Origin of the sequence: Marinobacter sp. G11 (genome assembly GCF_021282325.1) — a bacterium.
In the GTDB taxonomy this organism is placed as follows: Bacteria; Pseudomonadota; Gammaproteobacteria; order Pseudomonadales; family Oleiphilaceae; genus Marinobacter; species Marinobacter vinifirmus.
Genome location: NZ_JAJSPB010000025.1, coordinates 1 through 12,982 on the forward strand (window position 1 = coordinate 1; position 12,982 = coordinate 12,982).

General features: G+C 60.9%; 10 protein-coding genes. 7 read left to right on the forward strand and 3 right to left on the reverse strand.

What is annotated here, in order from left to right; translation table 11 throughout:
• Positions 1 to 207: 207 nt before the first annotated feature.
• From gatB to gatC, 3 genes are read right to left on the reverse strand one after another with little or no spacing between them, the layout of a single operon-like run.
• Positions 208 to 1,659 (reverse strand): Asp-tRNA(Asn)/Glu-tRNA(Gln) amidotransferase subunit GatB, encoded by a 1,452-nt coding sequence (gene gatB, locus LWH94_RS14365; protein ID WP_232902655.1) that lies wholly within the window; start codon positions 1,657 to 1,659, stop codon positions 208 to 210.
• Positions 1,660 to 1,681: 22 nt separating this feature from the next.
• Positions 1,682 to 3,139: an Asp-tRNA(Asn)/Glu-tRNA(Gln) amidotransferase subunit GatA gene (gene gatA, locus LWH94_RS14370; RefSeq protein ID WP_232902656.1), complete on the reverse strand. Its 1,458-nt coding sequence runs from the start codon at positions 3,137 to 3,139 to the stop codon at positions 1,682 to 1,684.
• 33 nt (positions 3,140 to 3,172) lie between these two features.
• A complete protein-coding gene (gene gatC, locus LWH94_RS14375; protein WP_014422114.1) occupies positions 3,173 to 3,460 on the reverse strand; it encodes an Asp-tRNA(Asn)/Glu-tRNA(Gln) amidotransferase subunit GatC in 288 nt (95 codons plus the stop codon).
• A 400-nt stretch (positions 3,461 to 3,860) separates the two neighbouring features.
• On the opposite strand from gatC, the gene LWH94_RS14380 reads away from it, so the two are divergent.
• Genes LWH94_RS14380 through LWH94_RS14410 form a run of 7 tightly spaced genes read left to right on the forward strand, consistent with a single transcriptional unit; the run spans position 3,861 to position 12,955 of the window.
• Complete coding sequence (locus tag LWH94_RS14380) at positions 3,861 to 4,901, forward strand: rod shape-determining protein (protein ID WP_036219800.1); 1,041 nt, start codon at positions 3,861 to 3,863, stop codon at positions 4,899 to 4,901.
• 29 nt (positions 4,902 to 4,930) lie between these two features.
• Positions 4,931 to 5,797 (forward strand): rod shape-determining protein MreC, encoded by an 867-nt coding sequence (gene mreC, locus LWH94_RS14385; RefSeq protein WP_288370829.1) that lies wholly within the window; start codon positions 4,931 to 4,933, stop codon positions 5,795 to 5,797.
• Positions 5,797 to 6,273 carry a rod shape-determining protein MreD gene (gene mreD / locus LWH94_RS14390; protein WP_022989687.1) on the forward strand — a complete coding sequence of 159 codons (477 nt, stop codon included), beginning with the start codon at positions 5,797 to 5,799 and terminating at the stop codon, positions 6,271 to 6,273. Before mreC ends, mreD begins: the two co-directional genes overlap by 1 nt.
• Positions 6,274 to 6,277: 4 nt before the next feature.
• Positions 6,278 to 6,880 (forward strand): Maf family protein, encoded by a 603-nt coding sequence (locus LWH94_RS14395; RefSeq protein ID WP_232902658.1) that lies wholly within the window; start codon positions 6,278 to 6,280, stop codon positions 6,878 to 6,880.
• Positions 6,877 to 8,358: a ribonuclease G gene (gene rng, locus LWH94_RS14400; protein ID WP_022989685.1), complete on the forward strand. Its 1,482-nt coding sequence runs from the start codon at positions 6,877 to 6,879 to the stop codon at positions 8,356 to 8,358. The genes LWH94_RS14395 and rng overlap by 4 nt, the downstream gene beginning before the upstream one ends.
• 39 nt (positions 8,359 to 8,397) lie before the next feature.
• Entirely contained in the window at positions 8,398 to 12,120 is a 3,723-nt protein-coding gene (locus LWH94_RS14405) for a YhdP family phospholipid transporter (protein ID WP_232902659.1), read from the forward strand.
• Between the two features lie 10 nt (positions 12,121 to 12,130).
• On the forward strand, positions 12,131 to 12,955 hold the full coding sequence (locus LWH94_RS14410) for a carbon-nitrogen hydrolase family protein (RefSeq protein ID WP_232902660.1): 825 nt from the start codon (positions 12,131 to 12,133) through the stop codon (positions 12,953 to 12,955).
• The last annotated feature ends 27 nt before the right edge of the window (positions 12,956 to 12,982 follow it).

Here is a 12,982-nt window from a genome sequence, read left to right on the forward strand (position 1 = left end):
GAGTCGCCGAAGTGACTCATCATAAAGGCCGGATATACGTGCGCAGTTTTACCCAGTTAACTTTTTACACCACCGAGAGCTTGGGAGGCTTGCGCAACAAGAGGTCTACATATATGTGCTCGTAGCGGTTTTTGGGAAGGGGCCCCAAACGCAGCCCACCACCCAACCACGCAGGCTGGGGCCGAAACAAGACGGCCCACGCCAATGCTAACCGCCAAGCTTGCGAACAAGAATCTCGTTGAACAGCTTGGGGTTGCCCTGGCCCTTGGAGGCCTTCATCAGTGGCCCCATGAAGCCGCCAAGCATTTTCTTGCGCTTCTTGGGATCTTCCTCGCCCTGATACTGGGCCACCTGATCCGGCATGCCGGCCAGAACTTCGTCAACCATGGACTCCAGGGCACCAGTGTCAGACACCTGCTTCAGGCCCTTGGCTTCAATAATGGCATCGACATCGTTGTTTTCGCCCGTCCATAGCGCCTCGAACACCTTCTTGGCACCGGCGGAGGACAGTGTGTTATCGGCGATGCGGGTCACCATGGCGCCCAGTTGTGCGCCGGTAATCGGCGCCTCGGCGACGGACTTCTCCTCCGCATTCAGGCGCGCGGAGAACTCGCCTTGAATCCAGTTGGCGGCCAGCTTGGCATCTTTGCCGTGTTCCACGGTTTCTTCGAAGAATGCAGCCAGTTTGGCGTCGGCAGACAGGATGCCAGCGTCATAGTCGTTCAGGCCGTATTGCTCCTTGAAACGCGCCCTGCGAGCGTCCGGCAGTTCCGGCAGGCGGCTGCGGGCGTCTTCGATGAAGGCATCGTCGATTTCCACCGGCAACAGGTCCGGGCAGGGGAAGTAGCGATAGTCGTTGGCTTCTTCCTTGGTGCGCATCGAGCGGGACTCGTCCCGGTCACCGTTGTACAGGCGGGTTTCCTGCACAATCACGCCACCGTCTTCCAGGATATCCATCTGCCGCTCCACTTCGTGGGCGATGGCCTGTTCCATGAACCGGAAGGAGTTCAGGTTCTTGGTTTCGGTGCGGGTGCCCAGGGTGTCGGAGCCTTTTGGCTTTAGCGAGATGTTGACGTCGAAGCGCATGGAGCCCTGGGACATATCACCATCGCAGATGCCCAGGGAGGTGACGATGCTGTGCAGCTTCTTGGCGAAGGCTACGGCTTCCTCGGCATTGGTCATGTCCGGCTCGGTCACCACCTCAATCAGCGGGGTGCCGGCCCGGTTCAGGTCGATGCCGGTCATGCCGTGGTAATCCTCGTGCAGGGATTTACCGGCGTCTTCTTCCAGGTGGGCGTGGTGAATGCGCACGCGCTTGGTGCTGCCGTCAGCCAGGTCGATGTCCACGTAGCCCGGGCCGACAATGGGCTGGGCCAGCTGGGTGGTCTGGTAGCCTTTGGGCAAGTCCGGGTAGAAATAGTTCTTGCGCTCGAACACCGAGCGGCGGCCGATTTCCGCGTTGGTGGCTAGGCCGAACATCACCGCGTAGCGAAATGCCTGCTCGTTGGGCACCGGCAGGGTGCCGGGCATGGCCAGGTCAACGGCGTTGGCCTGGGTGTTGGGCTCGGCACCGAAGGCGGTGCTGGAGCCGGAGAAAATCTTGGTCTGGGTGGCGAGCTGAACGTGAATTTCCAGCCCGATCACGATATCCCACTGCATGTGTTCGTCTCCTAATCCGGGCTTATTGGGGTTCACGCTGGTGCCAGTCGGTCACCTGCTGGAACTGATGGGCGGCGTTCAGCAGGCGCGCTTCGGAGAAGTAGTCCCCGATAATCTGCAGCCCCACCGGCAAGCCGTCAACAAACCCGGCCGGCACCGACATGGCCGGAATGCCCGCCAGGTTGATGGCGATGGTGAATACGTCTTCCAGGTACATGGACACCGGATCGGTGTTCTTCTCGCCCTGTTTGAACGCAGGTGTCGGCGATACCGGGCTCATCAACACGTCCACTTCCTTGAACGCATTGATGAAATCCTGCTGGATCAAACGCCGAACCTTCTGGGCTTTCAGGTAATAAGCATCAAAGTAACCGGCGGACAGGGCATAGGAACCCACCAGAATCCGGCGCTTCACCTCGTTACCAAACCCTTCCGCCCGGGTGCGGGTGTACATGTCCATCAGGTCTTTCGGATCTTCACAGCGGTAGCCGTAACGCACACCGTCAAACCGGGACAGGTTGGCGGACGCCTCTGCCGGCGCAATCACGTAATAAGCCGCAATGGCCAGCTTCGCGTTCGGCAGCGACACTTCCTTCACCGTCGCGCCCAGCTTTTCATACTCGCGAATGGCATTGCGAACCTGCTCTTCCATAGCCGGAGCCAGCTGGTCGCTGAAGTATTCCTTCGGCAGGCCAATCTTCAGGCCCTTCAGCGGCTCGTTCAGGGTGGCTGTGTAATCCGGCACTTCCCGGTCGATACAGGTGGAATCCTTCGGATCGTGCCCCGCCATCACATTCATCATCAGCGCCGCGTCTTCTGCCGTACGCGCCATCGGCCCGCCCTGATCCAGAGAAGATGCAAAGGCAATCATTCCATAGCGAGACACCCGGCCATAAGTCGGCTTCAGGCCAGTAATGCCACACAGCGCTGCCGGCTGGCGGATTGAACCGCCGGTGTCCGTACCCGTCGCCGCCGGTACCAACCGAGCCGCCACGGCAGCTGCAGAACCGCCGGAAGAACCACCCGGCACCCGCTTGTCACCGCTGGACAGCCCCCAGGGATTGGTCACCGCGCCATAAAAACTGGACTCGTTGGACGAGCCCATGGCGAACTCATCCATATTGGTCTTGCCCAGACACACCGCACCGGCCGCCTTGAAATTGGCCGTTACCGTGGCGTCGTAAGGAGGCACAAAATTATCCAGCATCTTCGAACCACAGCTGGTGCGAACGCCACTGGTGCAGAAAATATCCTTATGGGCAAACGGCACCCCGGTCCACACCGTGGCCTTACCGGCAGCCCGCATCTCATCAGCGGCCTTCGCCTCGGCCAGCGCCTGCTCGTCGGAGATGGTAATAAAGCTGTTGTACTTGCCGTCTTCCGTTTTCAGACGGTCCAGGAACTGCTGAGTCAGCTCCACACTCGAAATCCTGCCACTCTCCAGCTCTCTGGAAAGCTCTGCTACAGACTTGTTATGCATGATAAATCCCGAAATCTCTGATGGACGACCAAATCACTCAATAACCCTGGGCACCAGATACAACCCATCCTCGGTAGCCGGCGCAATCGCCTGAAACGCCTCCCGCTGATTGGTCTCGGTAACCACATCCGGCCGCAGCTTCTGCACCGCATCCAGTGGATGCGCCATGGGCTCCACCGAATCGGTATCCGCGGCACTCAACTGATCCACCAGATCCAGGATATTACCGAGATCTTTCTCCAGAGCCGAAACCTGCTCGCCGTCCACCTTGATGCGGGCGAGCACGGCAACTTTTTCGATGTCCTCGCGGGAAATGCTCACGTTGCCTCCAATAGAAGAGTGTGAAAACAATTTAATGCAATGATCTCCGGAGGTTTAGCCTGGCTGTTTTGATGCTGCCTGTGCCGTCCGGGGATGCCTTGGGGCAGGGCCTTCCAAAAATTTGCGGAGCCATGGATGGCGGAGCAGAAGCGCCACATGGATGTGCCGTAAGGAGCGGTTTTTGGAAGGCCCTGCCCCAAGGCATCCTTGCACCTGTCTGAAACAAGCCGAACATATTACCAGAATCCCGCCAGAGATTGGCCCCGGAACACGCCCAAAAATGTGAGAATGGTAAGCTCCCGCCACAGATGGCGCCTTGCCTGAAAATGGCGCCACTGCTAAAGTTGCCGGATTCTTCTACATCCGCAACCGCAACTCTCAGGTTGAAACTACACTAATGCTGATCAAAAGACTCCGAGGCCTGTTCTCAAGCGACCTGTCCATCGACCTGGGCACCGCCAACACACTGATTTTTGTACGTGATCGCGGAATCGTACTGGACGAACCCTCCGTTGTCGCCATCCGCACCAGCGGATCCCAGAAAATGGTTGCCGCCGTAGGCGCCGAAGCAAAACGCATGCTTGGCCGTACCCCGGGCAACATTACCGCCATCCGCCCGATGAAAGACGGCGTGATTGCAGACTTCGTAGTCACCGAAAAAATGCTCCAGCACTTCATCCACAAAGTGCACGAAAACAGCTTCATCACCCCGAGCCCCCGCGTACTGGTGTGTGTGCCCAGCAAATCCACCCAGGTAGAACGCAAAGCCATCCGCGAATCTGCCCTGGGCGCCGGCGCCCGTGAAGTCTTCCTGATTGAAGAGCCCATGGCGGCGGCCATAGGTGCCGGCCTGCCGGTAGAAGAAGCCAGCGGCTCCATGATTGTCGACATCGGCGGCGGCACCACCGAAATCGCCATCATCTCCCTGAACGGCATCGTCTACGCGGATTCCGTGCGTGTCGGCGGCGACAAATTCGACGAAGCCATCGTCACCTACGTGCGCCGCAACTACGGCAGCCTGATCGGTGATTCCACCGCCGAGCGCATCAAACACGAAATCGGCTGCGCCTACGAAGGCCTGGAAGTGCGCGAAATCGACGTTCGCGGTCGCAACCTGGCCGAGGGTGTGCCCCGGGCCTTCACCCTGAACAGTGAAGAAATCCTGGACGCCCTGCAGGAATCCCTGGCCCAGATCGTCCAGACCGTGAAAAGTGCTCTCGAGCAGTCTCCGCCCGAACTGGCCTCTGATATCGCCGAGCGCGGCATCGTGCTGACCGGTGGTGGCGCCCTGCTGCGTGGCCTCGACAAGCTCATCAGTGAAGAGACCGGTCTGCCGGTGATCATCGCCGAAGACCCGCTCACCTGTGTCGCCCGTGGTGGAGGCAAGGCGCTGGAAGTCATTGATCGCGGTGGCATCGGAATGTTCTCCCAGGAGGGGTGACCCTGTGGGAGGGCTAAGCCATTAAGACCATCTTCGTCCAGGGGCCGGTTCCCGGCTTCAGACTTCTGCTTGTGATTCTGGTATCGGCAGCGTTAATCGCTGCCGATGGCCGTTTTGACAAGCTGGCACCGGTGCGTAGCGCGATTGCAACCGGCCTTGGCCCCGTTTACTGGCTGGGCAATGCGCCCTACCGCTTCAGCGACTGGTTCTCCGGCCTGTTTGTCAGCCGCGACGACCTGCAGCAGGAAAACGAAGAACTTAAAACCCGCCTGCTCATTCTCGAGCGACGGGCCCTCAAATACGCCGCCCTGGCGTCTGAAAACAACGAACTGCGCCGCTTGCTGAACTCCTCCGAAGTGCTGGACGACCGGGTGATTGTCGGCGAAGTGGTTGCGGTCTCCCCGGACCCGTTCTCCCATGAGGTTGTCATCAACAAAGGCAGTAACGACGGTGTAACCACCGGGCAGGCGGTGCTCGATGCCGAAGGCCTTCTGGGACAGGTGATCCAGACCAGCCAGTTTACCTCCCGGGTATTGTTGGTGTCGGACAGCAGCCATGCGGTGCCCGTGGAAGTGGTTCGCAACGGCCTGCGCTCGATTCTGCTGGGTAACGGCGAGACCGATGAACTGGAACTGGTGCATGTCCCCGACACTGCCGATATCCGCGAAGGCGACATGCTGGTGAGCTCGGGCCTGGGCGGTCGTTTTCCCCGGGGCTATCCGGTGGCAGAGGTCAGCAGCATTTCCAAGGAGCCGGGCGAGCCCTTTGTGGATATTGTCGCCGTGCCAAAGGCCCGGCTGAACCAGAGCCGCCTGGTACTGGTGGTGTTCCAGCAGAAGGATGAGCCAGCCGAAGCCCCGCTGGTACCGCTCGGAGAAGTGGAGGAGCAGAACTGATGTTGTCGGTGATCAGCTACCCCCTGTTTGCCCTGACGGTTGTGCTGGCGCTGGTGCTCAGTATTTCCTGGTTCCCGGTGGGCTGGTTCGAGTTCCGCCCCGAGTGGCTGGGGCTTATCGTCTTTTACTGGACTTTCCGGGCGCCCGCTCAATTCGGCATCGTGATGGCCTGGTGCCTGGGTCTGTTGCTGGATATCCTGGAATCCACACCGCTGGGCGTCAACGCCATGGCCATGGCCCTGATTGCCTTCCTGGTGCTGACGGTTCATCACCGCCTGCGCATGTATCCCTTGCCCCAGCAGTGTCTGATGGTGTTTCTGTTAGTGGGCATCAACCAGATGCTGGTGCATTTCGTTAAACAGCTGTTCGGCGCCGACACACCCGGCTTCAGTTACCTGTGGCCGGCGCTGACCAGTGCCGTCGCCTGGCCCTTCGTGTCTGGACTGCTCGACAGCCTGAACCGCAAACTCGGATAACCCTATGACCGGCCTGATCCTGGCATCTGCTTCTCCCCGACGTGCCGAGCTGCTGAGCCAGATTGGCGTAAACCACCGGGCCTGCCCGGCGGATATCGACGAAACCCCGCTGGCCGGCGAATCCCCTGAACACTACGTAGAACGGCTGGCCCGGGAAAAGGCCCTGGCGGTTGCTGCTGGCCATCCGGAAAACCTGGTGCTGGGCTCAGACACCACCGTGGTATTGGCCGGCGAGATCCTGGCCAAGCCGGAGTCGGATGACCATGCTTGCAGCATGCTGTCCCGTTTGTCCGGGCAAACCCACCAGGTCATGACCGCCGTGGCGCTCGCCAGGGGAAGCGATTGCCAGTCCCGGGTGAGCATCACCGAAGTAACGTTCCGTACCCTGGGCGAGCCGGAAATTCAGGCCTACGTGGCCAGTGGCGAGCCGATGGATAAGGCCGGCGGCTACGGCATTCAGGGCCGTGGCGGTATTTTTGTCAGGGAACTGAAAGGCAGTTACAGTGCCGTAGTGGGATTGCCACTACAGGAAACCGCCGAATTACTCGCTCAGGCCGGTTGTCCGGTCTGGCAGAACTGGCCGCGCAGTAAGGAGAACCAGGCATGAGCGAAGAAATTCTGATCAACGTAACCCCGGTGGAAACCCGGGTGGCACTGGTTGAAAACGGCATGTTGCAGGAAGCCTATATCGAGCGGACCAGCCGCAAAGGCATCGTTGGCAACATCTATAAAGGCAAGGTGGTTCGGGTTCTACCGGGCATGGAAGCAGCATTCGTGGATATCGGCCTGGAACGGGCGGCGTTTATCCATGCCTCCGATGTGGCCTGCACCCAACAGCCCAGCGACGAAGGCGGAGACGGCCCGAAAACCGTGCCCGACATCCGCACCCTGCTGCGCGAAGGCCAGTCCCTGGTGGTTCAGGTCACCAAGGACCCGATTGGCACCAAGGGCGCTCGCCTGACCACCCAGTTATCGATCCCGTCCCGCTATCTGGTCTTTATGCCCGGGGTCAGCCACGTCGGTATTTCCCAGCGCATCGAAGATGAAACCGAACGCGCCCGCCTGAAAACCCTGATCGAGGAAGCCGCAGCCGAAGACAGCGACGTGCAGGGTGGTTACATCATCCGCACAGCGGCAGAAGCTGCCCAGGCGGAAGAGTTGATCGCCGACATGACCTACCTGCACCGGCTGAGTGTGTCTATCAAGGAACGGATCGGCAAGGTGCAGGCCCCGGCCGTTGTTTACCAGGACCTGCCGCTGTTTATCCGCACCATCCGGGACCTGATCCGGCCGCAAACCGAAAAGGTACGCATCGACAGCCGCGAGAGCTACCAGCGGGTGATGGAGTTTGTGCGGGAGTTTGTTACCGAGTTTGCCGACAAGGTTGAGTACTACCCCGGTGAGCGACCGATCTTCGACCTGTATTCCGTGGAAGATGAAATCCAGAAGGCGCTCAGCCGCAAGGTGCAGCTGAAGTCCGGTGGTTATGTGATCATCGACCAGACCGAGGCGATGACCACCATCGACATCAACACCGGGGCTTTTGTCGGCCACCGGAACCTTGAAGAAACCATTTTCAAGACAAACCTGGAAGCGGCGCGGGCTATAAGCCGGCAGCTGCGCCTGCGTAACCTCGGCGGCATCATCATTATCGATTTTATCGACATGGAAGACCCGGAGCACCAGCGCCAGGTGCACCGCATGCTGGAAAAAATGCTCGAGCGGGACCACGCCAAGACCAAGATTACCGGCGTGTCGGAACTGGGGCTGGTGGAGATGACCCGCAAGCGCACCACCGAAAGCCTGGGCCAGGTGCTGTGCGAGCCGTGCCCGATATGCGACGGCCGGGGTTTCCTGAAAACGGCCGAAACGGTGTGCTATGAAATTTTCCGGGAGATCCTGCGGGTCAACCGGGCCTACGAGGCGGAAAACTACCTCGTGATGGCGTCCCAGAAAGTGGTAGACCGGCTGCTGGACGAAGAATCCGACAACGTGGCCGACCTTGAAACCTTTATCAGTAAGACCATTCGCTTCCAGGTAGAGCCTTTCTACAGCCAGGAGCAGTACGATGTGGTTCTGCTCTGACGCCTGACCGGCGGAACCAGCCGGGGAGTTCTCTGCCATATGTCGAGCCGCGATCAGAACACCGATCAGCCGGAGCTGCCCAAAAGCGGCCCGGTTGGCCGGCTATTGGAGCTGATTGCAGGCGCCGTCTGGTGGTCGATCCTGGTGGTTCTGGTATTGCTTGCCCTGTATGCCGGCATCGGCCGGCAACTGACCGCCCAGGTCGACCGCTTTTCCGATCGTATTGGGGCTGAAATATCTGCCCAGACCGGGCTGGATGTAGATATTACCCGGCTGTCCTCCAGCTGGAACTGGCTCGACCCGTCCCTGGCCGCCTCCGGACTGACCCTCTCCAATCCCGATTCCGGCCGCACCATTGCCGAGCTGGAACACCTGCGCCTGCGGCTGGATTTCCTGGCGTCGGTATCACGGCTTCGGCTGGTGTTCGAGGATTTCGAGGCCGATGGCCTGGCGCTTACCCTGATTCGGGCTCCCGGAGACCAGCTCTCGGACCCGGTCGAACAGATGGCCGAACTGGAACCGCTCAATGAAGGGGCAGCCCGGGAGTGGCTGAAGCTGGCGGGCCAGTGGTTGTCGGAGCCGGAGGTACGGATTACCCGGGTCAGCCTGGCCATCGGCCAGAACGAGGACGACCTGCGCCATCTCTATATTCCCAGACTTGATTTGCTGTATACCCGTGGGCTGTTCCAGGCTTCCGGTCGTGCCATGCAAAGCGGCACGGCCACCCAGCTGGCCAGCTTTGCGCTGGTAGGGCAGCGTTTTTTCCGGGGCGACTTTACCGGCCAGCTGTATGTAGACGTGGATTCGGGCCGCCTGTTTGATGGCCTGATCGACGACTTGAGCTGGCGCGGCATCCGGGTGGAAGGTTTCGATCTGGGCGGCCGGGCCTGGCTGACGTTTGAAAACGGCACCTTGCAGCAGATACAGGGCACGCTGGAGACCCCGTACCTTCAGTTGGGAGTCGGCATGGCGTCGCTGGCTCCGCTGGAAGACATCAGCACCCGCTTTGGCTGGCGCCGGGGCGGCGACCTGATGCTGCAGCAATTGCAGTGGCAATGGGATGGCGACCAGGTGGAACCGTTCAGTGTGCGCCTGCTGAACCAGCCTGGTGCCTCCGCGCTGGTGGCGGATGCGCTGCCCCTGGGGCCGCTACGTCGCCTGGTTCGCTCACTTTCGGTATTGCCACAAGTAGCCGATGATGCCCTCGACCACTATCGTCCCACCGGTTACCTGGACGATATGTTGCTGGAGTTACCGGAGCAGGCCCGGGATTTCAGGTTGTCCGGGGAAATCCGGGACCTGGGGGTAAAACCCTGGCGGGGCGCACCGGGTGCATCCGGCCTCAATGGCCGCTTGCAGCTGACGGCGGATCAGGGCTTTGTTGAACTGGATAATAACGAACCCGCGACCCTTGGCTTTCCAGGTTTGTATACCGGGAGCTGGACCCTGAACACCATGACCGGCCGCGTAGCCTGGGAAAAAGCCGGCAATATCACCCGGGTATGGGCGGACGACCTGCAGTTTTCCTATCAGGACAACACCCGCCTGACCGGCGCCTTTGAACTGCGCCTGGACCGGGCCGGTGATGACTACCTGGGCCTTCGGGTCGGCGTGCAGAATGGCCAGGCCGGAATGCTCGCGGAGTTTGTGCCCGCAAAAGTGGTGAACGAAGGGCTCTATGAATGGCTCACGACCCGCATTACCGAAGCCGACATTACCGGTGGCGAATACTATGGCCATGGCCGGATTGATTCCGGTGCACCAAAAGGTTCTTTTGTATCCTCCATGTGGTACGAATTCGACAATGCCCGGGTCCGCTACGACGACCGCTGGCCGGAAGTGGAAGCCGCCGCGGGCCGGGTGGAAGTACAGAATGCCGACACTCGGGTAACCCTGAACCGTGCCCGGACCGGAGGGCTCGACGTCCGCGATGGATTGGTACAGGTTGTGCCGGCAACCGGCCAACAGCCGACCCGGGTGCTGGTGGATGTCACGTCGGATGTGCCGGGTGATGCAGTGCCCTGGTGGATGGCCAACAGCCCGCTGGGTGAGCTGGCCGGGGCGGCCGTCAGCAGTGCTGAATTTGCCGGCCAGTACCGTCTTGGCCTGAACATCGAGATTCCGCTGCAGGACGGTGCCAACACCGAGGTAAAGGCCCGGGTTCGCACCGAGAACGGCGGTTTCCGTCTGCCCGGGCCAGGCCTGGCCTGGAGGGATATCCGCACCGACCTGACCTACCACACCGAACAGGGTTTCTCCGGCGGCCCGGTGAATGCCCTCTTTATGGATCAGCCGGTTACCCTGTCGTTCGAGCAAACCGGCCGTGCCGAAGCCCTCACCATCCGGCAGGCCGGCCAGTTGTCCCTGCCGTCCTTCCTGGACAAGCTGGGACAGCCTGAAGGAACCGGATTTGGCCTGGATGGCACACTGGATTACCAGGCCCGGATGCGGGTGGATGCCAATGGCCCGTCCGCCATCGAGATGACCTCTGACCTGGCCGGCCTGAACGTGGACTGGCCCGAGCCTTTGGCAAAAACCGCCGGGCAAACCGCGCAACTGGAAGCCCGTGTCGATCCCTTTGTTGAGGAAGGTGTGCGCATTACCGGAGACTGGCAAGACCGGATGGCGTTGGACCTGCTCTGGAAAGAATCGGCACTGGATTTGCGGTTTGATTATCTGAGCCTGGGCAGCCACCGGCTCACCGATATCACCATCAGCGCCCTGAACCTGGGCGACCGTTGGGTAGTCAACACCGAGTCGGAACGGGCCGCCGGCCGGGTTGTTATTCCGCAGGGCGACGGCGTGGTTGAGGTCGACCTGCACACCCTGCACCTAAGTCGGGAGGACGCTTCAACCGAACAGGACCAAGCGCCTGAGCTGCTGACCCTGGAGCAACAGCTGGAAGCCTTCCGCCAGCTGGATATTGGCAGCTGGCCGGATGTGGACGGCCGCATCAGTAACCTCAAGCTTGGGGGTGAGTCGGCGGGCAGCTGGAGCTTCCGGTTGCGCCCGGCCCCGCACCAGCTGAATGTGGAGGCGATTGAAGGCCGCCTGGGTGCCCTGGAACTGGCAGGTGACATGGTCTGGCGGGTCGTGGATGACCGGGAAACCACCCGCTTTCAGGGCCAGCTGACCGGCGGTGCCCTGAAAGACCTGGAAGCCCTCACCGGCAGCTCCATCCCCCTGACCAACCAGGCCACGGCGGTGGAGCTGGATATTGACTGGCCTGGCGGCCCCAATGATATCGGCCTGAGTGCGCTCAGCGGGGAAGTCAGCGTGCGGCTGGACGATGGCGTGATCCTGGAGCAGAACAACTCGGCCCAATTGTTCCGGGTCTTCAACCTGCTGAACACCGACACTCTGTGGCGCCGTCTGCGTCTGGACTTTTCCGACCTGTACGAGCGGGGCGTGGCCTTTGATGCCATTTCCGGCAAGGCCCGCATCAGTGACGGGCTGGTTACCATGGACCCGGAGCTACAACTGGTGGGCCCGTCCGGTGCCTTCAAGATCAACGGCACCACCAACATGGCCGATGAAAGCCTGGATATGCGACTGGTGGTGGTGTTACCGGTTACCCAGAACCTGCCCCTGGCTGCCATACTGATGGGGGCCAGTGCACCGATTGGTGGCGCCCTGTTTGTGCTGGACAAGATCCTGGGTGATCCTTTGAGTAAACTGACCAGCGCCACCTACAGTGTCACCGGTAGCTGGAGCGAACCCGAAGTTGATCTGCGCAGTGTCTTTGATACTGCCGAACAGTAAGGAGGGAAGGATGACACAGGTAGCCGCCATACAGATGGTCAGCAGCCACGATGTTGCAGCCAACCTGGACGAAGCCGGGCGCTTGCTGGCCGAAGCCGCAGGGCAGGGCGCGAAGGTGGCCGTGCTTCCCGAGAACTTTGCGGTACTGGCCACGGCGAAGATGCGTGGCTGCGGCGAGCAGGAGGCCGGGCCGGAACCGGTCATCCGCCGTTTCCTGGCTGACCAGGCCCGGCAAAACAAGCTCTGGATTGTCGGCGGCTCCCTGCCGCTGGCGAACCGGCCTGACGGCAGCGATATTCCGGACCGGGTGCGGGCCACCTGCCTGGTATACGACGACCAGGGCCACGAAGTCGCCCGCTATGACAAAATCCACCTGTTCGATGCCATGGTGGACGATGCCCACGGCCAGTACCGGGAGTCAGACAGCTTCGAGCCCGGGCAGCAGGTGGTTACCGTGGATACGCCGGCGGGCAGGCTTGGGTTGGCGATCTGCTACGATCTGCGCTTCCCCGAGCTGTTCCGGGCGCTACGAGAGCAAGGGTCTGACTGGGTGTGCCTGCCCAGCGCCTTCACCTGGCAGACCGGTGATGCCCACTGGCATGCGCTGATTCGTGCCCGGGCCATCGAGAACCAGGTATGGGTGGTGGCAGCCGGTCAGGGTGGCCAGAACAGCGAACGCCGAAAAACCTACGGCCATAGCTTAATTTGTGATCCCTGGGGCGAGGTGGTCTGCGAAATAGAGCAGGGCCCCGGCGTGGTGCTGGCCGACCTGGACCTGGAGCGGCTGGAACAGCTGAGAACCCGCATGCCGGTGTGGCAGCACCGGCGCTTGTAAAGCGGTGGGGCGTTGCGCCCCACCGTG

What these genes read in the sequence shown, in the direction of transcription:
- gatB (WP_232902655.1), bottom strand. Translation starts at nt 1,659, where the DNA reads ATGCAGTGGGATATCGTGATCGGGCTGGAAATTCACGTTCAGCTCGCC.
- gatA (WP_232902656.1), bottom strand. Translation starts at nt 3,139, where the DNA reads ATGCATAACAAGTCTGTAGCAGAGCTTTCCAGAGAGCTGGAGAGTGGC.
- mreD (WP_022989687.1), top strand. Translation starts at nt 5,797, where the DNA reads ATGTTGTCGGTGATCAGCTACCCCCTGTTTGCCCTGACGGTTGTGCTG.
- LWH94_RS14395 (WP_232902658.1), top strand. Translation starts at nt 6,278, where the DNA reads ATGACCGGCCTGATCCTGGCATCTGCTTCTCCCCGACGTGCCGAGCTG.
- rng (WP_022989685.1), top strand. Translation starts at nt 6,877, where the DNA reads ATGAGCGAAGAAATTCTGATCAACGTAACCCCGGTGGAAACCCGGGTG.
- LWH94_RS14405 (WP_232902659.1), top strand. Translation starts at nt 8,398, where the DNA reads ATGTCGAGCCGCGATCAGAACACCGATCAGCCGGAGCTGCCCAAAAGC.
- LWH94_RS14410 (WP_232902660.1), top strand. Translation starts at nt 12,131, where the DNA reads ATGACACAGGTAGCCGCCATACAGATGGTCAGCAGCCACGATGTTGCA.